Source organism: Algibacter pacificus, assembly GCF_008033385.1.
In the GTDB taxonomy this organism is placed as follows: Bacteria; Bacteroidota; Bacteroidia; order Flavobacteriales; family Flavobacteriaceae; genus Algibacter; species Algibacter pacificus.
The window spans coordinates 51,506-73,508 of record NZ_VOGY01000006.1; the positions used below are offsets into that span (position 1 = coordinate 51,506).

General features: G+C 33.7%; 21 protein-coding genes and 1 tRNA gene. 15 read left to right on the top strand and 7 right to left on the bottom strand.

Annotated features, from left to right (window positions below; translation table 11 throughout):
* Window positions 1–88 precede the first annotated feature (88 nt).
* The 6 genes from proS (at window position 89) to FQU21_RS10405 (ending at window position 4,756) form a co-directional block, all read left to right on the top strand.
* Entirely contained in the window at window positions 89–1,567 is a 1,479-nt protein-coding gene (gene proS / locus FQU21_RS10380; protein WP_147677940.1) for a proline--tRNA ligase, read from the top strand.
* 163 nt (window positions 1,568–1,730) lie between these two features.
* A tRNA-Glu gene (locus tag FQU21_RS10385) sits at window positions 1,731–1,802 on the top strand.
* 26 nt (window positions 1,803–1,828) lie between these two features.
* Window positions 1,829–2,080, top strand: a complete 252-nt coding sequence (rpsT, locus tag FQU21_RS10390; RefSeq protein WP_147677941.1) for a 30S ribosomal protein S20 — start codon at window positions 1,829–1,831, stop codon at window positions 2,078–2,080.
* Between the two features lie 149 nt (window positions 2,081–2,229).
* Window positions 2,230–2,592, top strand: coding sequence for a hypothetical protein (locus FQU21_RS10395; protein ID WP_147677942.1), 363 nt, complete (start codon window positions 2,230–2,232; stop codon window positions 2,590–2,592).
* Between the two features lie 275 nt (window positions 2,593–2,867).
* The gene (locus FQU21_RS10400) at window positions 2,868–4,043 is read left to right on the top strand and encodes a GlmU family protein (RefSeq protein ID WP_147677943.1); all 1,176 of its coding nucleotides are present in this window, start codon (window positions 2,868–2,870) and stop codon (window positions 4,041–4,043) included.
* Window positions 4,044–4,186: 143 nt separating this feature from the next.
* Complete coding sequence (locus FQU21_RS10405) at window positions 4,187–4,756, top strand: TlpA family protein disulfide reductase (protein WP_147677944.1); 570 nt, start codon at window positions 4,187–4,189, stop codon at window positions 4,754–4,756.
* Window positions 4,757–4,805: 49 nt separating this feature from the next.
* Here FQU21_RS10405 and FQU21_RS10410 read toward each other — a convergent pair whose 3' ends face one another.
* Complete coding sequence (locus FQU21_RS10410) at window positions 4,806–6,428, bottom strand: ABC transporter substrate-binding protein (RefSeq protein WP_147677945.1); 1,623 nt, start codon at window positions 6,426–6,428, stop codon at window positions 4,806–4,808.
* A gap of 89 nt (window positions 6,429–6,517) precedes the next feature.
* Here FQU21_RS10410 and mtaB point away from each other — a divergent pair, with 89 nt between their 5' ends.
* Window positions 6,518–7,834: a tRNA (N(6)-L-threonylcarbamoyladenosine(37)-C(2))-methylthiotransferase MtaB gene (mtaB, locus tag FQU21_RS10415; protein WP_147677946.1), complete on the top strand. Its 1,317-nt coding sequence runs from the start codon at window positions 6,518–6,520 to the stop codon at window positions 7,832–7,834.
* A gap of 67 nt (window positions 7,835–7,901) precedes the next feature.
* Here the strand turns inward: mtaB and FQU21_RS10420 are convergent, their stop codons facing one another.
* Window positions 7,902–8,198 carry a GNAT family N-acetyltransferase gene (locus FQU21_RS10420; protein WP_147677947.1) on the bottom strand — a complete coding sequence of 99 codons (297 nt, stop codon included), beginning with the start codon at window positions 8,196–8,198 and terminating at the stop codon, window positions 7,902–7,904.
* A gap of 121 nt (window positions 8,199–8,319) precedes the next feature.
* Between FQU21_RS10420 and FQU21_RS10425 the strand changes: the two genes are divergently transcribed.
* Both FQU21_RS10425 and FQU21_RS10430 read left to right on the top strand, forming a co-directional pair.
* The gene (locus FQU21_RS10425; protein WP_147677948.1) at window positions 8,320–8,985 is read left to right on the top strand and encodes an alpha/beta hydrolase family protein; all 666 of its coding nucleotides are present in this window, start codon (window positions 8,320–8,322) and stop codon (window positions 8,983–8,985) included.
* 36 nt (window positions 8,986–9,021) lie between these two features.
* Window positions 9,022–9,942 (top strand): lytic transglycosylase domain-containing protein, encoded by a 921-nt coding sequence (locus FQU21_RS10430; protein WP_147677949.1) that lies wholly within the window; start codon window positions 9,022–9,024, stop codon window positions 9,940–9,942.
* Window positions 9,943–10,236: 294 nt separating this feature from the next.
* On the opposite strand, the gene FQU21_RS10435 is transcribed toward FQU21_RS10430, so the two are convergent.
* The gene (locus FQU21_RS10435; protein ID WP_147677950.1) at window positions 10,237–10,812 is read right to left on the bottom strand and encodes a DUF2892 domain-containing protein; all 576 of its coding nucleotides are present in this window, start codon (window positions 10,810–10,812) and stop codon (window positions 10,237–10,239) included.
* A 291-nt stretch (window positions 10,813–11,103) separates the two neighbouring features.
* Here FQU21_RS10435 and rpmH point away from each other — a divergent pair, with 291 nt between their 5' ends.
* Together rpmH and carB are read left to right on the top strand one after the other, a co-directional pair.
* Window positions 11,104–11,265 carry a 50S ribosomal protein L34 gene (gene rpmH, locus FQU21_RS10440; RefSeq protein WP_042495769.1) on the top strand — a complete coding sequence of 54 codons (162 nt, stop codon included), beginning with the start codon at window positions 11,104–11,106 and terminating at the stop codon, window positions 11,263–11,265.
* Window positions 11,266–11,378: 113 nt separating this feature from the next.
* Window positions 11,379–14,231, top strand: a complete 2,853-nt coding sequence (gene carB / locus FQU21_RS10445) for a carbamoyl-phosphate synthase large subunit (protein ID WP_147677951.1) — start codon at window positions 11,379–11,381, stop codon at window positions 14,229–14,231.
* Window positions 14,232–14,406: 175 nt separating this feature from the next.
* On the opposite strand, the gene FQU21_RS10450 is transcribed toward carB, so the two are convergent.
* Window positions 14,407–14,916, bottom strand: a complete 510-nt coding sequence (locus FQU21_RS10450; RefSeq protein WP_147677952.1) for a metallophosphoesterase family protein — start codon at window positions 14,914–14,916, stop codon at window positions 14,407–14,409.
* Window positions 14,917–15,007: 91 nt separating this feature from the next.
* On the opposite strand from FQU21_RS10450, the gene truA reads away from it, so the two are divergent.
* Window positions 15,008–15,751, top strand: coding sequence for a tRNA pseudouridine(38-40) synthase TruA (gene truA, locus FQU21_RS10455; protein WP_147677953.1), 744 nt, complete (start codon window positions 15,008–15,010; stop codon window positions 15,749–15,751).
* Window positions 15,752–17,521: an ABC transporter ATP-binding protein gene (locus tag FQU21_RS10460; RefSeq protein ID WP_147677954.1), complete on the top strand. Its 1,770-nt coding sequence runs from the start codon at window positions 15,752–15,754 to the stop codon at window positions 17,519–17,521.
* Here the strand turns inward: FQU21_RS10460 and FQU21_RS10465 are convergent.
* Genes FQU21_RS10465 through folP form a run of 3 tightly spaced genes read right to left on the bottom strand, consistent with a single transcriptional unit; the run spans window position 17,518 to window position 19,845 of the window.
* Complete coding sequence (locus FQU21_RS10465) at window positions 17,518–18,303, bottom strand: diadenylate cyclase (protein ID WP_147677955.1); 786 nt, start codon at window positions 18,301–18,303, stop codon at window positions 17,518–17,520. The genes FQU21_RS10460 and FQU21_RS10465 overlap by 4 nt on opposite strands.
* A 35-nt stretch (window positions 18,304–18,338) precedes the next feature.
* Complete coding sequence (locus tag FQU21_RS10470) at window positions 18,339–19,019, bottom strand: hypothetical protein (protein WP_147677956.1); 681 nt, start codon at window positions 19,017–19,019, stop codon at window positions 18,339–18,341.
* A 1-nt stretch (window position 19,020) separates the two neighbouring features.
* On the bottom strand, window positions 19,021–19,845 hold the full coding sequence (gene folP / locus FQU21_RS10475; RefSeq protein ID WP_147677957.1) for a dihydropteroate synthase: 825 nt from the start codon (window positions 19,843–19,845) through the stop codon (window positions 19,021–19,023).
* A gap of 135 nt (window positions 19,846–19,980) precedes the next feature.
* Here folP and FQU21_RS10480 point away from each other — a divergent pair, with 135 nt between their 5' ends.
* Together FQU21_RS10480 and FQU21_RS10485 are read left to right on the top strand one after the other, a co-directional pair.
* Complete coding sequence (locus FQU21_RS10480; protein ID WP_147677958.1) at window positions 19,981–20,523, top strand: DUF1599 domain-containing protein; 543 nt, start codon at window positions 19,981–19,983, stop codon at window positions 20,521–20,523.
* Between the two features lie 143 nt (window positions 20,524–20,666).
* On the top strand, window positions 20,667–21,974 hold the full coding sequence (locus tag FQU21_RS10485) for a BT_3928 family protein (RefSeq protein ID WP_147677959.1): 1,308 nt from the start codon (window positions 20,667–20,669) through the stop codon (window positions 21,972–21,974).
* The last annotated feature ends 29 nt before the right edge of the window (window positions 21,975–22,003 follow it).

Genomic DNA, 22,003 nt, shown 5'->3' on the forward strand with positions numbered 1-22,003 from the left:
TTTATTGTTGGACATTACAAAAATAGTTAGTTTTGCTGAACTATTTTATTATTTAACATAATCACAATTTTTGTGCCAAAACATCAATATGAGCAAAAAACTTACTAGTAGAGCGGAAGATTATTCTAAGTGGTATAACGAACTGGTTGTAAAAGCAGACATGGCAGAGAATTCGGCCGTTAGAGGTTGTATGGTAATTAAGCCCTATGGCTATGCTATTTGGGAGAAAATGCAAGCGCAATTAGATAAAATGTTTAAAGAAACAGGACATCAAAATGCTTATTTTCCTCTTTTCGTTCCTAAAAGTTTATTTGAAGCAGAAGAAAAGAATGCCGAAGGTTTTGCTAAAGAATGTGCCATTGTTACACATTATAGATTACAAAACGATCCTGATAAACCTGGGAAGTTACGTGTAGATCCAGAGGCTAAATTGGAAGAAGAACTTATTGTTAGACCAACTTCCGAAGCTATTATATGGAATACGTTTCGTGGATGGGTGCAATCGTACCGCGATTTACCTTTACTTATTAATCAATGGGCCAATGTGGTGCGTTGGGAAATGAGAACACGTTTGTTTTTGCGTACAGCTGAATTTTTATGGCAAGAAGGTCATACTGCTCACGAAACAAAAGCAGAAGCATTGGCAGAGGCAAAAACCATGAATAATGTATATGCCACATTTGTAGAAAAATTTATGGCTATTCCAGTTGTACAAGGGGTGAAAACAGAAAGCGAACGTTTTGCTGGTGCCGATGAAACTTATTGTATTGAAGCTTTAATGCAAGACGGAAAAGCACTGCAAGCAGGAACGTCTCACTTTTTAGGACAAAATTTTGCGAAGGCATTCGATGTTAAATTTGCCAATAAAGAAGGGAAACAAGATTATGTTTGGGCAACCTCATGGGGCGTTTCTACACGATTAATGGGCGCTTTAATAATGACGCATAGTGATGATCTTGGGTTGGTTTTACCTCCAAGCTTAGCACCTAATCAAGTGGTTATTGTTCCTATATATAAGTCTGAAGAAGATTTAAACGCTATTACCGAAGTCGCTAATACTATAATGAGCGATTTACGAGAAAGACACATGACGGTTAAATTTGATAATAGAACCACACACAGACCAGGGGCGAAATTTGCACAACACGAATTACAAGGTGTGCCTTTACGTATTGCTATTGGAGCCAGAGACCTCGCAAATGGTACGGTTGAGGTTGCTAGACGTGATACGTTAACAAAACAAGTTGTTCCGTTAGCCGATTTAACAGAAGTTATTGATGCTCTATTAAAAGAAATTCAAGACGCTTTATTTAAAAGAGCTTTAGATTTTAGAAATTCTCATATTACAGAAGTGAATTCTTTTGAAGAATTTAAAAATGTTTTAGAAAATAAAACAGGATTTATTTCTGCACATTGGGATGGTACTACAGAGACAGAAGATAAGATAAAAGAGATTACAAAAGCGACCATTAGATGTATTCCATTGAATTTCAAAGAAGAAGCAGGTGAGTGCGTGTATTCGGGAAAACCATCAAAAGGACGCGTGTTATTTGCAAAGGCTTATTAATTAAAAAAAAGTAAAAAAGTTTTTAAAAAATACTTGCAGAACTTAAATTAAGATGTATCTTTGCACCCGCAATGGAAAACATTGTAAGTTATTTGAAAGTATTTAAAAAAATAAATTTGCAGATTAAAAATAAAGTTTTATATTTGCACACTCAAAAAATAATGGCCCGTTCGTCTATCGGCTAGGACGCCAGGTTTTCATCCTGGTAAGAGGGGTTCGATTCCCCTACGGGCTACAATTTAAAAAATTAAGAAAAACAAAATGGCAAATCATAAGTCAGCATTAAAAAGAATTAGAAGTAACGAAGCAAAGCGTTTAACTAATAAGTATCAGCATAAAACTACTCGTAATGCTATTAAAAAATTACGTGAGTTAACTGATAAAAGTGAAGCTGAGGCATTTTATCCTTCAGTTATATCTATGTTAGATAAATTGGCTAAGAAAAATGTTATTCATGCTAATAAAGCGGCTAACCTTAAGTCTGGTTTAGCAAAACATGTTGCTGCACTTTAATTGATTTAAAGTTTATGATATTAAAAAGCTTCTCAGAAATGAGAAGCTTTTTTTTTGTATTATTTTAAGACGCTTATAGTGTAAAAAGTAATTTAAAAATATAAATTTGCAAATAGAATACGTTTATTAATCATATAATATTATCTCAGTTGGAAAATCAAAAAGCAAATAAATTAGTCGATAAAATTCTTAAAGATCTGGATAAGTCAGGTATTAATAAAGAAACATTAATCGATGATATTAAGGAATTAAGAGCTTATGCTTTAGAAGAAAAAGTACCGTTGGTGGTAAAAATATTAAGGTATACTTATGAGCATTTGGAAGCCAATAGTACCTTTCTAATTCCTATTCTTGATGATGAGCCTTTAGATGAAGAAGAAGCTCCAGCTGTAAACGAATTGGATACGCCAGTAGAAAGTTTAAAGTATTTAATAGCACTTACAAAAAACCTGAACAATAAAGGTAATATTGCCGATTTAAGAGAATATAAAGAACTTTTTGCAAAGTATTAATAGTCATGTGATGACGTTAAAACCAGTAATAGGTTTTATATTATAAACACAAAAGCCTAAATATTATTTTTTAATGTTTAGGCTTTTATGTTTACTTCATTAATGGATTTAAAAAACCGAATAATAAAGCTTTTGTTTAGATTTAAATATTTAATTTTAAGCTTTAATTAATCGATATCGATTAATTAAAAAAAGAACGTAAATTACTTACTGAAATAATTAACAAAGAGTTTTTTTGGAGTACGCCTCCGAAATTTTATCTTTTTAAACGTATTATGAACTATATACTTTTCGACGGACCATCAAGAAACAATTTATTGCCTTTCACTTTTACGCGTCCTGTTGCAGATATTAGGGTGGGAGTTTTAACCATTCGTGAAAAATGGGAGCATTATTTAAGTTGTACAACGACTACAATAACGGAAGATTATTTGGCAGATAAATACCCAATGGTGGAAATGGAATTTAATATTATGATTAATGCATCATACCTTCCAAATCCGGATTTAGTTGAAATAATTAAAGATTTAAAAGAAAATCAAGCTATTTTTCAAGATGAAGATGTTATTGCTTTTTATGCTGTAGAAGGGCAAGAGGATATCGATTTTGATAGCTATGATGCTATTGAATATCATCAGGAGGTTATAAAAATTGAAAATACTTGGGATATTTTTAAAAAAAATAAAGCAGCCATTCAAGAAGATTTTAATTTATTAACGGCAGATCGCGAATCGGAACCTATTTCTGATACTAATAGATTAATAGCACCCGAAAATATTTTTATAGAAGCAGGTGCCAAACTTGAATTTGTAAGCCTTAATGCAACCGATGGACCTATTTATATCGCTAAAGATGCAGAAATAATGGAAGGTGCGCTTATTCGTGGGCCATTTGCATTATGTGAATCTTCAACAATAAAAATGGGCGCTAAAATTTACGGACCAACTACTATCGGGCCATTTAGTAAAATAGGTGGGGAAGTAAGTAACTCTGTTGTTTTTGGGTATTCTAATAAAGGACATGAAGGATTTTTAGGGAATTCAGTGCTTGGGGAATGGTGTAATTTAGGTGCCGATACTAATAATTCGAATTTAAAAAACAACTATGCCGAAGTGCGTTTATGGGATTATCAATCGGAAGGTTTTGCAAAAACAGGGCTTCAGTTTTGTGGACTAATGATGGGAGATCATAGTAAATGTGGTATAAATACCATGTTTAATACAGGTACTGTTATTGGGGTAAGTGTGAATATTTTTGGAACTGGATTTCCACGTAATTTTGTGCCGAGTTTTTCTTGGGGTGGCAGTAGCGGTTTTTCAACATACGGAACAAAAAAGGCTTTTGAAGTTTGTGAAAAGGTTATGGAACGACGACAAGTTGAGTTCTCCGATCAAGATAAAGCCATCTTGGAACAAGTTTTTGAAGACACTCAAAAGTATAGAAGGTATTAGTAAAATAATTGAATACGTCGTAAAGTACCTGGAATTCAAAAATGTAATATTGATGAAGTGGTGACACATAATTAATAATATTTCTCGTAGTATCGAGTTGGTTTTTTTGTGTTGTTTACGACTTATAATTTTTAAGTTGTGTTATGAAAAAAACAAAGTTTTCTATTAGCAATATTATTTTTGTTATTCTAATTGTGTTATTAATTATTCCACAAACGCGATTGCCTATACAGGTGTTTTTACATAAAGGTTTGGCTTTAATTAGTCCTTCGGAAATTAGCGAGAATAAACAGGAAACCTTAGCGTCCTATTCCGGTTGGGATTTAATCGATTCCAAAGGGCAACGTTTCAATTTTAAAGAAGCAAAAGGCAAGGTTGTTTTTATTAATTTCTGGGCTACTTGGTGTCCGCCGTGTATTGCAGAAATGCCAAGTATCGATCATTTATATAAAGATTATAGCGATCGTGTCGTGTTTTTGCTTGTTTCAAATGAAGAAGCTAAAGCCATTACTAACTTCCAAAGTAAAAATGACTATAGTTTTAAATTTCATCAACAGTTAACTCAGGCGCCAAAAGTGCTTCAAACTAGTAGTATTCCGCAAACTTATATTATTGATAAAAAAGGGCATATCGTTATGGATAAAACAGGGGCTGCTAATTGGAATAGCGACAGCGTACGTAATTTATTGGACGATTTATTAAAATCTGAATAAAGCGGTGTTTCAAAAATACGATAAGCCGCGAGCTCCTTTTGATGTCTAATTAATCTTGTTTTTTCACCCTTTTTAATTCCAATAAATTAATAGGATTAATCCCTAAACCAGTAACGTTTTTTCGTGTAAAACGTACAACTTCATCATAAAACATGGGGATAATAGGTGCTTCTTGCATTACTAAAGAATCCATTTTTTTGTAAAGTAGGGCTCGGTTTTTAGGTTTGGTTTCTGTAAAAGCGCGTTCGTACCACGTATCGAATAAGGCATTCTTAAAATGTGTGTAGTTTGGGCCATGTGGCGCAAAGTTTTTACTGTAATATAGAGAAAGGTAATTTTCAGCATCGGGATAATCGGCCACCCAACTGGCTCTAAACATATCGAGTTTGCCATTCGCTTTTCCTTCTTTTAAAGTGGCTGCCGGAATCACATCAATATTTACTGTAAGTCCTGTTTTTTGGAGCTCACGCTGTATAAATTCACAAAAACTTAAATAATTACCAATCGTTGTTATGGTAATTTCAGGGTTTGGAATCCCGCTTTCTTTTTTAAATTGTTCAATAAGTTGTTTAGCTTTTTCGGGTTTATAGCTAAACCCTGCCGTTTCGTTATAGCCGGGTAGTCCTTTCGGGATAAAACCACCGTTTGCAGGAATGCCAACCCCATTACGTAAATAGATCATCATTTTTTTACGGTCGAATCCATAATTAACTGCTTGTCTTAATAATTTCGACTGTATTTCTGGTGTTTCAGAATCCATGTAAAACGCTAAATATTCGGTATTTAAATAAGGGCCTCGAATGAGGGTTGTGTTTTTTTCATATTTATCGCGTAATGCTCCACTGGCGGTTAAAATTTCATCTTTATATGATGCGTCTAATCCGGATACAAAATCGATATTTCCTTGAGCAAATTGCATAAACTCACTCTGTTTGTCTGGTAAAAAAGTAATGGCAACCGCTTCTAAATACGGTAGAGGCTTTCCTTTTTCATCGTATTCGAAATAATTGTTGTTTTTTCTAAAAACGAGTTTAATATTTTCTTCCCAACGTTTAAATTTAAAAGGACCTGTGCCAATAGGGTTTGCTCTAAAATCGGATTGGTAGTGCTCCACAATTTCTTTAGGAACCACCGAGCAATATTTCATAGTTAATAACCCCAAAAAAGCTGGAAATGGTTGTTTTAGTTTTATTTGAAAAAGGCTGTCGTTTATGGCTTTAAAACGGTCTACTTTGTTTAAAATCCAACTTCCGGGTGAGGCTATTTGTTTATCGAGTAAGCGGTTTAAACTGTATTCAAAATCGGAAGCTTTTACGGTTCTTGTAGAATCTTTTCCGAATAATTCATGTTTATGAAAAAACACATCATCGCGTAAATTGAAAATATAGGTTTTAGCATCTTCGGAAATCGTCCAACTTTTGGCAATGCAAGGGTTTACGTTTAGGTTTTCGTCCATTTGCACTAAACCATTAAAGAGTTGGTTGGTAGCCCAAATATCGGCGATATCCTTAGAAAAAGCAGGATCCAGCGATCCTATGTTTTTATGTTCGTTATATCGAAAAACAAGTTGATCTTTATTGGTAGTCGTATCTGTTTTACAAGAAAATAAGCATAAAAGAATGCAACCAATTGAAATATAGTTTGTTATTTGAAACGCAACATGTTTTATCATATAACTTATAAATTGTAAATTTGCAGACTTTTTAAATGTAAAGATAAATTTAATAAGACCCTGAAACAAGTCAAGGCTCCCAAAATATAATGAATAAAAAAGTTGCATTTTATACCCTAGGTTGTAAACTGAATTTTTCTGAAACTTCTACTATTGCTAGAAATTTTGATAATGAAGGTTTTGATCGCGTCGATTTTTCTGAAAAAGCTGATATTTATGTTATAAATACCTGCTCGGTAACCGAAAATGCAGATAAGCGTTTTAAAACTATTGTTAAGCAAGCGCAAAAGGCCAATCCGGATGCTTTTGTGGCTGCTGTGGGATGCTATGCGCAATTAAAACCACAAGATTTAGCCGATGTAAACGGGGTTGATTTAGTACTTGGTGCCACCGAAAAGTTTAAAATTACGGATTATATTAACGATTTGTCTAAAAACGATTTTGGCGAAGTGCATTCTTGCGAAATAGAGGAAGCCGATTTTTATGTAGGTTCTTATTCTATAGGCGATAGAACTCGTGCTTTTTTAAAGGTGCAGGATGGATGCGATTATAAATGTACCTATTGTACCATTCCTTTGGCTCGTGGTATTTCGCGTAGTGATACAATGGCAGGTGTATTGAAAAATGCTCGTGAAATTTCCAAAAAAAATATAAAAGAAATTGTTTTAACCGGGGTTAATATTGGCGATTATGGTAAAGGCGAATTCGGAAACAAAAAACACGAGCATACTTTTTTAGATTTAGTAACGGAATTAGATCAAGTGGAAGGTATTGAGCGTTTACGTATTTCATCAATTGAGCCTAATTTATTGAAGAATGAAACTATAGATTTAGTATCCAAATCTAGGGCATTTGTACCGCATTTTCATATTCCTTTACAATCGGGGAGTAATGAGATTCTTAAAAGAATGAAACGCCGCTATATGCGTGAACTGTATGTTGATCGTGTAAATAAAATAAAAGAAGTGATGCCACATGCCTGCATTGGTGTGGATGTTATTGTTGGATTTCCTGGAGAAACGGACGAACATTTTTTAGAAACGTATCATTTTTTAACCGAGTTAGATATTTCATATTTACATGTGTTTACTTATTCGGAACGCGATAATACGGAGGCAGCCGAAATGGACGGTGTTGTTGCAGGAAATGTGCGTAGCAAGCGTAGTAAAATGTTACGTGGTTTATCGGTTAAAAAACGTCGTGCTTTTTATGAAAGCCAGTTAGGAAGCTCCCGAACGGTTTTGTTTGAAAGTGAAAATAAAGAAGGATATATTCAAGGGTTTACAGAAAATTATGTGAAAGTAAAAACACCTTGGAATCCAGAACTTGTAAATACATTACATAATATAGAACTCACAGAGATAGATGAGGATGGTTTAGTTCGTTTTAATTTTGAAACCTCATAATTTTGAAATAAAAAAAGCCGAAACGTTTTAAATGTTTCGGCTTTTTTGTAATTTTTTTTAATAGAATTTAAATTCTTACACCTACGGGCAGCATGCGTTTATACTTCCTGTTGCCTCTAACAAATTTTGCTATTTCGGGGCAAGTAGGCATAACGCTTAAGTTACGTTCAGCTATTTGTTCGAAAACAGCTGTTAGAAAATCTTTTTTAAAGTTTTCATCCTCAATTTCTTCGGGAACAATAAGCTTTGTTAAAAATATTTTTCGTTCTTGTAAAGAGTACTCTATTATGGCCAAATGGTCATCGATTTTTATTTCAAATTGACGTAAAAAATCATTATCATTCAATTCAGCAGCTTCAACCATATCATAAAATTGTTTAAATTATTCCCAAACTTAAAATAGTGGGAACTATTTTGTATAAGTTTGTATTGCAAAAATACGAAAAAAAAACGTTATAGAGTTGTTAATTAGAACTTAATCCCTTATGCATCAAGAGCTAATACATGTTTATTTAATGCCCGGAATGGCTGCTAGTCCGCTAATTTTTGAAAATATTAAATTACCTGAAGATACTTTTAAAATCCATTTGTTAGAGTGGATGATTCCTTTAGAAAATGAGTCGCTAAATGCTTATGCTATGCGTATGGTAGCACATATAAAACATGAAAATATTGTGTTGTTGGGGGTGTCTTTTGGTGGTGTTTTGGTTCAAGAAATGGCAAAACTTATAAAACATAGAAAGCTTATTATTGTATCGAGTGTAAAGTCGATGCATGAACTGCCTAAACGCATGTTGTTGGCAAAAGCGACTAAAGCTTATAAATTGGTTCCAACGCAATTGGCATCAAATATTGATGTATTTGAAAAATACGCTGTAGGGAAGGTGGTTAAAAAACGCATAGAACTGTATCAAAAATACCTTTCGGTAAATGATAGTCGTTATTTAGCTTGGGCTATCGAGAATATGGTGTGTTGGAGTCAAAAAAGACCACCAAAACATATTATACATATTCACGGTGATGAAGATGGCGTTTTTCCTATTAAAAACATAAAAAAATGTATTGTTATAAAGAAGGGAACACATATTGCTGTTATTAATAAATACAAATGGTTTAATGAAAATTTGCCGAAAATAATTTTAGAAAATTAGAATAATAACTTTATATTTAATCAAAAGTTTATAAAAATGAAAATAGTACAAAAAGCGCTGGCATTAGTAGGATTATTAAGTTTATGCCTGTTATTTATTAATGCCTTCCAAGATGCTCCAACCGATGAGAATTTTGAAACTAAGCAGGCAAACGATTATAATGTGTATGCTTTGCAAGTTCCTGAATATTTAAATTTTGCAGGAGAACCTATGCCGTTACAAAATCCAGATATTTTAGAGCGCATGGATCGCGAACTTCTTGTAAATACGTATTGGCAATCCAATGGTTTATTGATGTTTAAAAGAGCCAAAAAGTACTTTCCAATTATAGAACCTATTTTGGAAAAATATAATATTCCGGACGATTTTAAATATTTAGCCGTTATAGAAAGTGGGTTAACAAATGCCGTTTCTCCAGCAGGGGCAAAGGGTTTTTGGCAAATTATGCCGGCTACTGCTCGTGAAAATGGATTGGAAGTAAATAGTAATGTTGACGAACGTTATAATTTAGAAATGGCAACCGAAGTGGCTTGTAAATATTTATTAAAAGCCAAAGCTAATTTAGGATCTTGGACCTTGGCAGCTGCAGCTTATAATGCTGGAAATGCGGGGATCTCACGAAGATTAAGAGATCAAAAAGTAAAAGGGTATTACGATTTACTTTTGGGTGAAGAAACTGGGCGCTATATGTTTAGAATTGTTGCTTTAAAAGAAATTTTATCACATCCAAGTAAATATGGTTTTAACTTTAGAGATAAAGATTTATATACTTCCGTGCCAACTTATAAAGTTCCTGTAGATACCGCGGTAACCGATTTTACAGCCTTTGCTAAAACCTACGGTATAAACTATAAAATATTGAAAATACATAATCCTTGGTTGAGAGAACCACACCTTAATAATAAATCTAGAAAACAATATTATATTGATATTCCTAAAAAAGGATATTATAATTAAAAGTTATTGCTCCAGATTTTTTAAGCTGATAATTTTAACTTTTCGATTTTTTTGAAAGTCGAAACGTTTTTTTATTAGTAATTGATAAAGCGAGAATACTAAAAAAGTTTGACCAACGATCAATTCCTGAAACACAAAAAGCAGAGCCGATATACGCGAAACAGTTGTCGATTAAAATAGTAATATTTTGGATAGACAACTTTGCTAAAAACAGGACGTATTCAAAAAATAACCCACAAAAAAAGCCAACACTATAAACAGTATTGGCTTTTTTTATATTTCAAAATCAGATATCTATCCTCTGCGTTTTTGGGATCTTACCGATCCACCAGCACCATAATGTTGGTTGGGGCCAACGGCACGTTTCATATTGTCTTTCATCATTTTAATTTGGTCGGTTAACATACCTTGTTTATCCAATTTAGTAGCTTCGGTAAGTAGTTTTTGAGCTTCTAGTTTTCTTCTTTTAGAAAAAGCAATACCTGCTAAATTTAGTTTAGCCATAGCCAAATCATGATCCATAGATAAGCCTAAGCTTAGTGCTTTCTTAAAATATTTTTCAGCTTCATTCATGTTCGATTGAGATACCATGATACCATGCAAATAATTATAATACCCTTGTTGTTTTTTTACTAAAGCGGCTTCAGGGTTTTTAATTTTATTTAACCATTTTGTAGCACCTTCAAAATCTTGTTTTCTTAATTTTAAAAAGGCTAATAAAATAAATTCATTCTTAAAGTATAAGAAAATAAATATAAGGGATAATAAAATAAGCATAATGCCATTACCTATATAACCTTCTGTAAATTGATATACGGCAAAACCAATAAGTCCTGCAGCGATAATTAGTTTTATAATTTTATTGTACATGGTTGAGTTTTGATGTGAAATTAGACGAAAAATCCCTTTCGTTTTATTGTTAACTGTGCAAAGAAACTAAATTTTTATGAAAAACAAATGATACCCTTATCATAAAACATACCAACAAAGTCAAATATATTGCGGAGTTCTCTTTGTTTTAGCCCGGAATAAAAATATTCTAAATTTTTTTAAATAACATTTGTGGAAATGAAAACTCTTTGTATATTTGCCGTCAGTTTTGGGGAACACTCAGAGCAAAAGATTAAAAGAAATAGAATTTAGTTTTAAAGATACAAGATAATGAGTAAAAGAACGTTTCAGCCTTCTAAAAGAAAAAGAAGAAACAAGCACGGTTTTAGAGAAAGAATGGCTTCTGCTAATGGCAGAAAGGTATTAGCACGTAGAAGAGCTAAAGGAAGAAAAAAATTATCTGTTTCTACTGAAACTAGACATAAGAAATAAATGATTAACAATTGTTGATAAATTAAAGGTGTTACTTAAGTGTAACGCCTTTTTTTATGTCAACTGATGATTATTTTTGCAATTCATTAAGTGACAATAAATAACGAGTAAAAATGCCGAAAAATCCAAAACTAAAATCGATATTAATTATTGGCTCAGGGCCAATTGTAATTGGACAAGCTTGCGAATTTGACTATTCGGGAACCCAAGCTTTGAGATCACTTAGAGAAGATGGGATTGAAACAGTCCTAATAAACTCTAACCCAGCAACCATTATGACCGACCCTTCTATGGCCGATCATGTTTACTTGCTTCCTTTAACAACAAAATCAATTATTCAGATTTTAAAAGAGCACCCTCAAATCGATGCTGTTTTACCAACAATGGGTGGGCAAACTGCGTTAAACCTATGTATTGAGGCCGATGAAAAAGGAATTTGGAAAGATTTTGGTGTAGAAATTATTGGTGTTGATATCGATGCAATTAATATCACTGAAGATAGAGAGCAGTTTAGAGAATTAATGCTTAAAATAGGAATTCCTATGGCGCCTCAAGCCACAGCAACTTCTTATTTAAAAGGTAAAGAAATTGCTCAAGAATTTGGTTTTCCTTTAATTATTAGAGCGTCTTTTACTTTGGGTGGTGCGGGTGCATCATTTGTATATAAAGAAGAAGATTTTGATGAGTTATTAACACGAGGATTAGAGATTTCTCCAATCCACGAAGTAATGATTGATAAGGCTTTAATAGGCTGGAAAGAGTACGAGTTAGAGCTGCTTCGAGATTCAAATGATAATGTGGTTATTATCTGTTCTATAGAAAATATGGATCCAATAGGGATTCATACCGGAGATTCTATTACGGTAGCGCCAGCGATGACGTTAAGTGATAAAACCTTCCAAAAAATGCGTGATATGGCTATACATATGATGCGTAGTATTGGCGATTTTGCAGGAGGATGTAACGTACAATTTGCGGTATCTCCAGATGAGAATGAAGATATTATCGCTATCGAAATTAACCCACGTGTATCACGTTCTTCGGCATTAGCGAGTAAAGCAACCGGTTATCCAATTGCTAAAATTGCAGCAAAATTAGCCTTAGGTTATCATTTAGATGAATTAAAAAATCAAATTACAAAATCAACGTCGGCACTTTTCGAACCAACATTAGATTATGTTATAGTAAAAATACCTCGTTGGAATTTCGATAAATTCGAAGGATCGGATAGAACTTTAGGACTTCAAATGAAATCCGTAGGTGAAGTTATGGGGATCGGTCGTTCTTTTCAAGAAGCTTTACATAAAGCAGCTCAGTCCTTGGAAATTAAACGTAACGGTTTAGGTGCCGATGGTAAAGAGAATAAAAATTACGAGCAAATTATAGAAAAACTAACCTATGCATCATGGGATCGTGTTTTTATAATTTACGATGCTATTGCCATGGGAATTCCTTTAAGTAGAATTCACGAAATCACGAAAATCGATATGTGGTTCCTTAAGCAATATGAAGAATTACATATGCTTAAAAACGAAATTTCAACCTTTACTATAGATACTATTCAAAAAGATTTGCTTTTAGAAGCAAAACAAAAAGGATATGGCGACCGTCAAATAGCACACATGTTGGGTTGTTTAGAAAGTCAAGTATATAATAAACGTGAAGAATTAGGCGTAAATCGTGTTTACAAATTAGTAGATACTTGCGCTGCCGAGTTCGAAGCTAAAACACCATATTACTATTCAACGTTTGAAAGCGATATGGAAACAGCAGATGGTAACCGTTATGCTGATAACGAAAGTGTTGTTACCGATAAGAAAAAAGTGATTGTTTTAGGATCGGGACCTAATAGAATTGGGCAAGGTATCGAGTTCGATTACTGTTGTGTTCACGGGGTTTTAGCAGCTGCAGAATGTGGTTACGAAACCATTATGATTAACTGTAATCCTGAAACCGTTTCAACAGATTTTGATACGGCAGATAAACTGTATTTCGAACCTGTATTTTGGGAGCATATTTACGATATCATTAAACACGAAAAACCAGAAGGGGTTATCGTGCAATTAGGTGGACAAACTGCTTTAAAATTAGCCGAAAAACTGACCAAATACGGTATTAAAATTTTAGGAACTAGCTTCGAGGCTTTAGATTTAGCCGAAGATCGTGGACTGTTCTCTAACCTTTTAAAAGAAAACAACATTCCTTACCCACAATTCGACATTGCAACCACTGCCGATGAAGCTGCAGCCATTGCCGATGTGTTAGACTTCCCAATACTTGTGCGTCCATCGTATGTACTTGGTGGTCAAGGTATGAAAATCGTTATCAACAAAGAGGAATTAGAAAAACACGTTGTAGATTTACTTAGCAGAATGCCAGGCAATCAACTGCTTTTAGATCATTATTTAGATGGTGCTATCGAAGCCGAAGCTGATGCCATTTGCGACGGCGAAGATGTTTACATCATCGGGATTATGGAGCATATCGAACCTTGTGGAATCCACTCGGGCGATAGTAACTCCTTATTACCTCCGTTTAATTTAGGCGATTTAGTTATGCAACAAATTATAGATCATACTAAAAAAATAGCCTTAGCCCTTAACACAGTTGGTCTAATTAATATTCAGTTTGCCGTAAAAGATGATACCGTTTACATCATCGAAGCCAACCCAAGAGCCTCTAGAACCGTGCCTTTTATAGCTAAAGCATATAGCGAGCCGTACGTAAATTACGCCACCAAAGTGATGTTAGGCGAGAAGAAAATTAAAGATTTTAACTTCCAACCTAAATTAAATGGTTACGCAATTAAACAACCGGTATTCTCATTTAGTAAATTCCATAATGTGAATAAAAAATTAGGACCAGAAATGAAAAGTACAGGAGAAAGCATACTATTTATAGATAGTTTAAAAGACGATGCTTTTTACGATTTATACGCACGCCGTAAAATGTACTTAAGCAAATAAGTCAAGGATTTCAAATCCATATAAATATCAAAAACCTCGCATTTATTTGTGAGGTTTTTTGTTTTTGGGCGTTACCCTTCGGGTCGGGCTTTCCGTTGCAAGTCCTCGCACTTCCTTCGTCAGGCTGTGGGCTTTCCACTACTATCCCTAACGCAACTACCTGCCAAAGTCGGGTTTAAACCTGTTTTTTAGGCTGTTTTGTAAACTCCACAACTTCTAAATTATCAATTTTTTCACCATCAATCGTAAACCGTAACATGGTTCTCACTTTATGAAATCCGTGCGTTCCAATAGCGCCTGGATTCATATGTAAAACATGTAATTTTTTATCAGGCATCACTTTTAAAATATGCGAATGCCCAGAAATAAAAAGCTTAGGCGGGTTTTTCCTAATCTCATCAATAACGCGTAAATTGTATTTTGGCGGATAGCCACCAATATGGGTTATCCAAACATCAACACCTTCACACATAAAGCGGTTGTGTTCCGGAAATTCACCACGTGTTTTAGCATCATCAATATTACCATAAACGCCACGTAGTGGTTTTAGCGCTTTAATGGCATCGGTTACTTTTAAATCGCCAATATCTCCAGCATGCCAAACTTCATCGGCTTGTTTTACATATTTTAAAACCGCATCATCAATATAACTATGGGTATCCGAAAGGAGTAATATTTTTTTCATTAAATCTTTTAATATATTATTAAGATTGGAGTATTCACAAGAACCGTAAAACTGCCTATATTTGTGCTTTCAACAAAAGTATTAAAACAAATTGCGATATTTTATAGAACTTTCATATAATGGTGCAGCATATCACGGTTGGCAAATTCAGCCCGATGCCATTTCCGTTCAAGAAGTTTTAGAAAAAGCCTTGTCTGTTTTATTAAAATCGACCATTTCAATAATGGGGGCAGGTCGCACAGATACGGGGGTGCATGCTAAACAAATGTATGCGCATTTCGATGTGGATACGGTTTTTAATTCTGTTGATTTAGTGTATAAACTCAATGCTTTTTTACCTCGAGATATTGCTATTCACGATTTGTTTAAAGTTAAAGATGATGTGCACGCACGTTTTCATGCCACGAGCAGAATGTATTTGTATCGCGTATCTGTACAAAAAAATGTGTTTAATGTTAACCAAGCCTATTACGTTAAACAAAAAGTAAATGTTGAAAACATGCAAGAAGCCGCTAAAATTTTGTTGGAATACAACGATTTTCAGTGTTTTTCTAAATCTAAAACCGATGTAAAAACCTATCTATGCCAAATAATGAAAGCCGATTGGACTTTGGTTAACGGCGAGTTACATTTCACAATTAAAGCCGATCGTTTTTTACGAAATATGGTGCGTGCCATTGTGGGGACTATGATAAATATTGGTTTAGGAAAAATTCAGGTTCAAGATTTGCATCACATTATTAAGTCGAAAAACAGGAGCAATGCGGGGTTTTCAGTACCTGCGCACGGCTTATATTTAATAGAAGTCGAGTATCCAAAAGATATAAAAATATAAATGAGTAAACCCAAAGAAAAAATATTTGATGTTAACCTTTTTAAAAGGTTGTTTGTTTACATAAAGCCCTATAAATTGGTGTTTATAAGCTTGCAAATTATGGTTGTTTTATCGGCTGTTTTTAGTGCAGCTACCCCATATTTAACCAAGTATGCCATAGATAATAGTATTGCTGTAAAATTAAAAGAAGATTTTTTATTTTATATTATAGTTATGTTGGTGGTGTTAATATTACAAACTGCTATTCAACTGGCGTTTATATATTATGCGGCATGGTTGGGGCAGAATTTAGTAAAAGATGTGCGGACTAAATTGTTCAATCATTTATTAAATTTTAAAATGAAATATTACGATAACTCTTCGGTTGGCGTGCTTATTACTAGGTCGGTTACCGATATGGAACGTATTGCCGATATTTTTGGGCAAGGTCTGTTCATGATTATAAAAGACCTACTCACTATGCTGGTTGTTTTTGGTGTTATGGTATACATCAATGTAAAGTTAAGTGTGATTGTTTTTGTTTTGCTTCCGTTGTTGTTATATGCGACAAGAATTTTTCAAAAAGTAATGAAAAAGGCTTTTGAAGAAGTTCGTACCGAAGTTTCAAACTTAAATTCCTTTGTTCAAGAGCGTTTAACAGGAATGAAAATTCTACAGCTTTTTACAAGAGAAGATACAGAGTATGAAAAATTTAAAGCCATAAATGAACGTCATAAAAAAGGCTGGCTAAAAACCGTTTGGTACAACTCTATTTTCTTTCCATTGGCCGATTTATCGGGGTCTATCGCTATGGGGTTAGTCGCTTGGTACGGTGGTTTACATGTGGTTTTAGAAGGAACCGATGTGTCCCAAGGTGATTTAATTGCATTCATAATGTTTATCCCTATGTTGTTTAGACCATTACGACAAATTGCAGATAAATTCAATACGCTACAAATGGGTATGGTTGCTGCAAACCGGGTGTTTAAAGTGTTAGATACCACCTCTCAAATTGATGATCACGGTACATATATAGCCGAAACATTTAAAGGCGATATCCGTTTTGAAAATGTGTTTTTTAATTATGTTGAAGATGAAGCGGTACTAAAAGGGATTTCGTTTCAAGTTGAAGCTGGCGCTACCGTAGCTATTGTTGGTGCTACTGGAGCAGGAAAATCGACTATTATAAATTTACTCAATCGTTTTTATGAAATTAAAGACGGGGTTATTTCAGTAGATGGTATCGATATTAAAGATGTCACTTTAGAATCATTGCGCACACAAATTGCGGTTGTTTTACAAGATGTGTTTTTGTTTGCCAATACTATTTTGAATAATATTACTTTAAATCATCCTGAAATTACCGAAGAACAAGTATGTCAAGCCGCTAAAGATATTGGTATTCACGATTTTATTATGTCCTTACCCAACGGTTATCATTATAACGTTAAAGAACGCGGAATCATGCTTTCTTCTGGGCAACGTCAGCTTATTTCATTTTTACGGGCTTATGTTACCAATCCTAGTATTTTGGTTTTAGATGAAGCCACATCGTCTGTAGATTCTTATTCGGAACAATTGATACAAACAGCAACGGATAAAATTACTAAAGGCAGAACCTCAATCGTGATTGCCCATCGTTTAGCTACCGTTAAAAAAGCCGATAAAATTATCGTAATGGATGCCGGTAAAATTGTGGAGCAAGGCACGCACGACGAATTGCTTAAAAAAGAAAACGGTTATTACAGAAACCTATACGAAGTTCAGTTTTTAAAAGAGGAAGTCGCTTAGGCTAAATCGTTTTTAATAAGGGTTGCTAACTGGCTATTGTCTTCAAAAACTACAAATTCGCCATCTTTAAAGTAAGAAATATGTCCTGTTTCCTCACTAACAACAAGGGCTAAAGCATCGGTTTTTTCGGTAACACCAATGGCAGCTCTATGGCGAAGTCCAAAACGTTTTGGGATGTTTTTTTCGTTATTTACAGGAAGGATAACTCGGGTGGCTTTCACAATATTATCGCTAATAATTATGGCGCCATCATGTAACGGGCTATTTTTAAAAAAGATACTTTCTATAATAGGTTGGGTGACTTTTATGTTCATTTCGTCTCCCGAATCTGCAATAAAATCTAAGTTGTTGCTACGTTCAAAAACAATCAGTGCGCCTGTTTTAGACATGGCCATTTTACTGCAAGCCGATATAATAACGTCCACATCTGTTTTTACACTTGTTTCTGTTTTTAAAAATTTAAACTGTTTTAAAAATTTGCGTCGCCCATTAAAGTTGGTCGAACCCACCATTAATAAAAACTTTCGGATTTCTGGTTGAAACACGACAATTAAGGCTATAATTCCCACTTTCATAAAACCGCCAAAAATACCCGTAAGCAATTCCATTTGAAGAAACTCGGTAAGTTTCCAAACAAAGTAAATAATGATGATCCCAATAAAAATATTGATAGCAACCGTGCCTTTGGTTAATTTGTACACATAATAGAGTAATACCGCTACAAGTATAACATCTATAATATCGACAATTTTAAAATTTAGAAGGTCATTAAAAATTTCCAAGGTGAATGTGTTTTTGTAAAATTAGTGAATTACGGTTAATTAAAAATAAATTCGGTATTGGATATTTTAGATTCTTTTAAATCGGCATTTTCAAGTAATGATTTGTATGAAATATACTCTTGAAAGCTTAAATTTTCATCAAAATTTAAATAAATCATATTCTTTGTAATGTCGTGTTTTTTTAAATCGGAAAGCAAATGCGCTTTATTCGTTTGGGTGGTTGCCATGCTACTGTCAATTCTAATTATTGAGATAGCTTCATTTTTGTTAAATCGTACAGAAACCGTGTTATAAGCGAGTTTCGAGTTATCTTGTTTCGATAAATAGATGCCGCTTGGGCCATCTTGGTAAATGGTTTCTGTAAACTCGATAAACCCTAAATTCTTTCGGCTAGTATCATTACAGGTGTAATAGTTTTTTGCTCCTTCTTTTATATGGCTTGCATTTTTCTTTTTATTCTGAAGAAATTTTATTTGAGGAATTACCAATTTCAGTGTTAAACGTTTGTCCACGTTTACTAACCAATTGGTTGTGCTAATTAAGTTTTTTCTGTTTAATTCAATACTGTCTTTTTCGGCATCATAAAAAAGATAAGCTGCTGAAATATCATCGATTTCCGTTATTTCAGAATGATTAATTTCTGGTAATTGTAGTATTTTTTCATGTCCGCATGAAAATATACTAATAGCTATAAAAAATATAAAAAGGTGTTTCATTTTAAGCATTCAAAGATTCAATAAGTTTAATAGTTTCCACGGCTTCTTTAACGTCGTGCACGCGCAAAATAGAAGCCTTTTTTTGTAAAGCCACCGTGTTTAAAACCGATGTACCATTTAGAGCTTCTTTGGCAGTGGTATTCAAAGTTTTGTAAATCATCGATTTTCGGGATACACCAACAAGTACAGGTTTTTCAAGAAGGTTGAATAATTCCAATTTATTCAATAACTCAAAATTCTGTTCTAAAGTTTTAGCAAAACCAAAACCGGGATCAACAATAACATCCACAATGCCTAATTGTTTTGCGGCTTCCAATCGTTCAGAAAAATAAAAAATTATATCCTTAACTAAATTATCATAATGCGTTTGCTGTTGCATGGTTTGCGGCGTGCCACGCATGTGCATCATAATATATGGAACTTGTAAATTGGCAACGGTTTTAAGCATATTGTTATCCAATTTTCCAGCGGAAATATCATTAATTATGGCAGCGCCAGCTTCAACAGTTTGTTTGGCTACTTCGCTTCTAAACGTATCAATAGAAATTAAAGTTTCAGGAAAAAACTTCAGAATACCTTCTACAATGGGTAAAATACGGTTTAATTCTTCGGTTTCGCTAACATGGTCGGCATTAGGGCGCGAACTGTAGGCGCCAATATCGATAAAAGTAGCACCTTCCGAAAGCATTTTTTCGGTATGTTGAAGCATCGATTTTTCATCTTTATACTGTCCGCCATCATAAAACGAATCGGGAGTTAAATTTAAAATCCCCATTACTTTTGGTGATGATAAATCGATAAGTGTTCCTTTGCAATTAATGGTCATAACGTGATAAAAATGTCAATGTTTTCAATATTAAGTTCAAACGTAAAACTTTAAAATTGTAACGTCAAACTTCCTTCTAAAAACTTTTGAACTTTAAACAATTTAAGCGAAATTTACACAAAATATAATTGATACATGCCAGATACTTCAAAACAATACGATGCTGTTATAAATACTTGTAAAAGTTTATTCATAAAAAAAATGAGCGATTACGGTAGCGCATGGCGCATCTTGCGTTTACCATCTTTAACCGATCAAATTTTTATAAAAGCACAACGCATTCGTGGTTTACAAGAAAACGATGTGCGTAAAGTTGACGAAGGTGAAGTGAGTGAGTTTATTGGTATTATTAATTACGCGATTATGGCACTTATTCAGTTAGAATTAGGTGTTGCAGATCAACCCGATTTATCTACAGAAGCGGCAACCGAATTGTACGAAAAACATATTTCCATCACTAAAACATTAATGGAAAATAAAAATCACGATTACGGCGAAGCTTGGAGAGATATGCGCGTGAGCAGTTTAACCGATTTAATTTTGCAAAAATTACTTCGTGTAAAGCAAATTGAAGATAATAAAGGAAAAACTTTGGTAAGTGAAGGTATTGATGCTAATTATCAAGATATGATTAATTATGCCATTTTTGCGATGATTCATTTAAATCAAGGTGAATAAAACAGGTTTTAAATTGTAATTGATAACTCAGTACACTTAAAAGCAACCTGTCACGCTAAGCTTGTTGAAGCAGAATATAAATTAGTAAAAACACAAAATCACTTTATTAAAAGTGTATGGTGTGAATTTAAAATAAAGTAAACATGAAAATTTTAGTAAGTCTAAGCCGCATTTTTGTTGGAGTTCTATTTATTATTTCGGGATTAATTAAGCTGAATGATCCGTTAGGGTTTTCATACAAATTAGCTGAATATTTTGGAGCAGACGTTTTAAATTTACCATTTTTAGAGCCCTATTCATTAATGATTTCGGTTTTAGTGGTGGTGTTCGAAGTTGTTTTAGGTGTCTTTTTACTTATTGGGTATAAACCAAAATTTACGGTTTGGAGTTTGTTATTAATGATTGTTTTCTTCTCATTTTTAACGTTCTATTCGGCATATTTCGATAAAGTAAAAGATTGTGGATGCTTTGGCGATGCCGTAAAACTGACGCCCTGGGAAAGTTTTACAAAAGATATTGTATTGCTGTTTTTTATTCTTATTCTATTTTTAGGCGTAAAACATATAAAACCTTTATACGGAAAATTAGTAACCACAATTTTAGCATTGTTAAGTTTTATTCTTAGTTTATGGTTTGGTTATCATGTGCTTATGCATTTGCCAGCAGTAGATTTTAGAGCATATAAAATAGGAGCAAACATTCCAGAAGGTATGAGTGTTCCGGATGATGCAGAAAAACCTGTTACCGAATATTATTGGAAGTTTAATGTAAATGGCGAAGAAGAAATTATTACCACCAACGGTTCGTATCCAAAAGTAGAAGGCGATTTTATTAGTGTAGATACTAAAGAAATTTCGCCAGGTTATGCGCCTCCAATTTATGATTTTTCTATTGAAACAGAAGATGAAGATTTAACCGATTACTTTTTAAATCAAGAACATATTATTGTTGTTATATCATACAATTTAGAAAATATGGAGCGTGGTGGAGCGGTGAAATTAAAAGCGCTACAAGATGAAGCCAGAAGAAATGGTTATAAAATTATAGGGTTAACAGCTTCTGGAAATGACGCTAAAGAACGCATAAAAGAAGCGTATGAAATTGATTTCGATTTCTATTTATGCGATGAAAAAGCCTTGAAAACAGTCGTGCGTTCTAATCCTGGAATTATTGAATTAGACAAAGGTACCATTATGCAAAAAGCACATTGGAACGATTTGGATGATTTAAAACTCCCCAAAGTAGAAAGAACCCCAGAACCTGTAAACGTTGAAAAAATTGCTTATTTTATAGATGATGTAATGGCTACTAAAACAGAAGTAGAAGCCTTGGATACAGAAACGATAGAAGCCGTAAATGTATTTAAAGAAGCTACGGCGGAATTGGATTCCATAAACCAAGCCAACCAAAGTGATTTTACAAGTTTGATAAAAGTAACTCTGAAAAAATAAAAACAGTTTTTGTTAAGTTAAGCAAGCTT

Bases quoted from the DNA above. Each gene is read 5' to 3' on its own strand.
- FQU21_RS10450 (WP_147677952.1), bottom strand. From the start codon at position 14,916: ATGAAAAAAATATTACTCCTTTCGGATACCCATAGTTATATTGATGAT.
- FQU21_RS10480 (WP_147677958.1), top strand. From the start codon at position 19,981: ATGCCAGATACTTCAAAACAATACGATGCTGTTATAAATACTTGTAAA.
- FQU21_RS10460 (WP_147677954.1), top strand. From the start codon at position 15,752: ATGAGTAAACCCAAAGAAAAAATATTTGATGTTAACCTTTTTAAAAGG.
- FQU21_RS10430 (WP_147677949.1), top strand. From the start codon at position 9,022: ATGAAAATAGTACAAAAAGCGCTGGCATTAGTAGGATTATTAAGTTTA.
- rpsT (WP_147677941.1), top strand. From the start codon at position 1,829: ATGGCAAATCATAAGTCAGCATTAAAAAGAATTAGAAGTAACGAAGCA.
- FQU21_RS10470 (WP_147677956.1), bottom strand. From the start codon at position 19,019: ATGAAACACCTTTTTATATTTTTTATAGCTATTAGTATATTTTCATGC.
- FQU21_RS10435 (WP_147677950.1), bottom strand. From the start codon at position 10,812: ATGTACAATAAAATTATAAAACTAATTATCGCTGCAGGACTTATTGGT.
- carB (WP_147677951.1), top strand. From the start codon at position 11,379: ATGCCGAAAAATCCAAAACTAAAATCGATATTAATTATTGGCTCAGGG.
- FQU21_RS10400 (WP_147677943.1), top strand. From the start codon at position 2,868: ATGAACTATATACTTTTCGACGGACCATCAAGAAACAATTTATTGCCT.
- proS (WP_147677940.1), top strand. From the start codon at position 89: ATGAGCAAAAAACTTACTAGTAGAGCGGAAGATTATTCTAAGTGGTAT.
- folP (WP_147677957.1), bottom strand. From the start codon at position 19,845: ATGACCATTAATTGCAAAGGAACACTTATCGATTTATCATCACCAAAA.
- FQU21_RS10405 (WP_147677944.1), top strand. From the start codon at position 4,187: ATGAAAAAAACAAAGTTTTCTATTAGCAATATTATTTTTGTTATTCTA.
- FQU21_RS10485 (WP_147677959.1), top strand. From the start codon at position 20,667: ATGAAAATTTTAGTAAGTCTAAGCCGCATTTTTGTTGGAGTTCTATTT.
- FQU21_RS10420 (WP_147677947.1), bottom strand. From the start codon at position 8,198: ATGGTTGAAGCTGCTGAATTGAATGATAATGATTTTTTACGTCAATTT.
- FQU21_RS10425 (WP_147677948.1), top strand. From the start codon at position 8,320: ATGCATCAAGAGCTAATACATGTTTATTTAATGCCCGGAATGGCTGCT.
- FQU21_RS10410 (WP_147677945.1), bottom strand. From the start codon at position 6,428: ATGATAAAACATGTTGCGTTTCAAATAACAAACTATATTTCAATTGGT.
- rpmH (WP_042495769.1), top strand. From the start codon at position 11,104: ATGAGTAAAAGAACGTTTCAGCCTTCTAAAAGAAAAAGAAGAAACAAG.
- mtaB (WP_147677946.1), top strand. From the start codon at position 6,518: ATGAATAAAAAAGTTGCATTTTATACCCTAGGTTGTAAACTGAATTTT.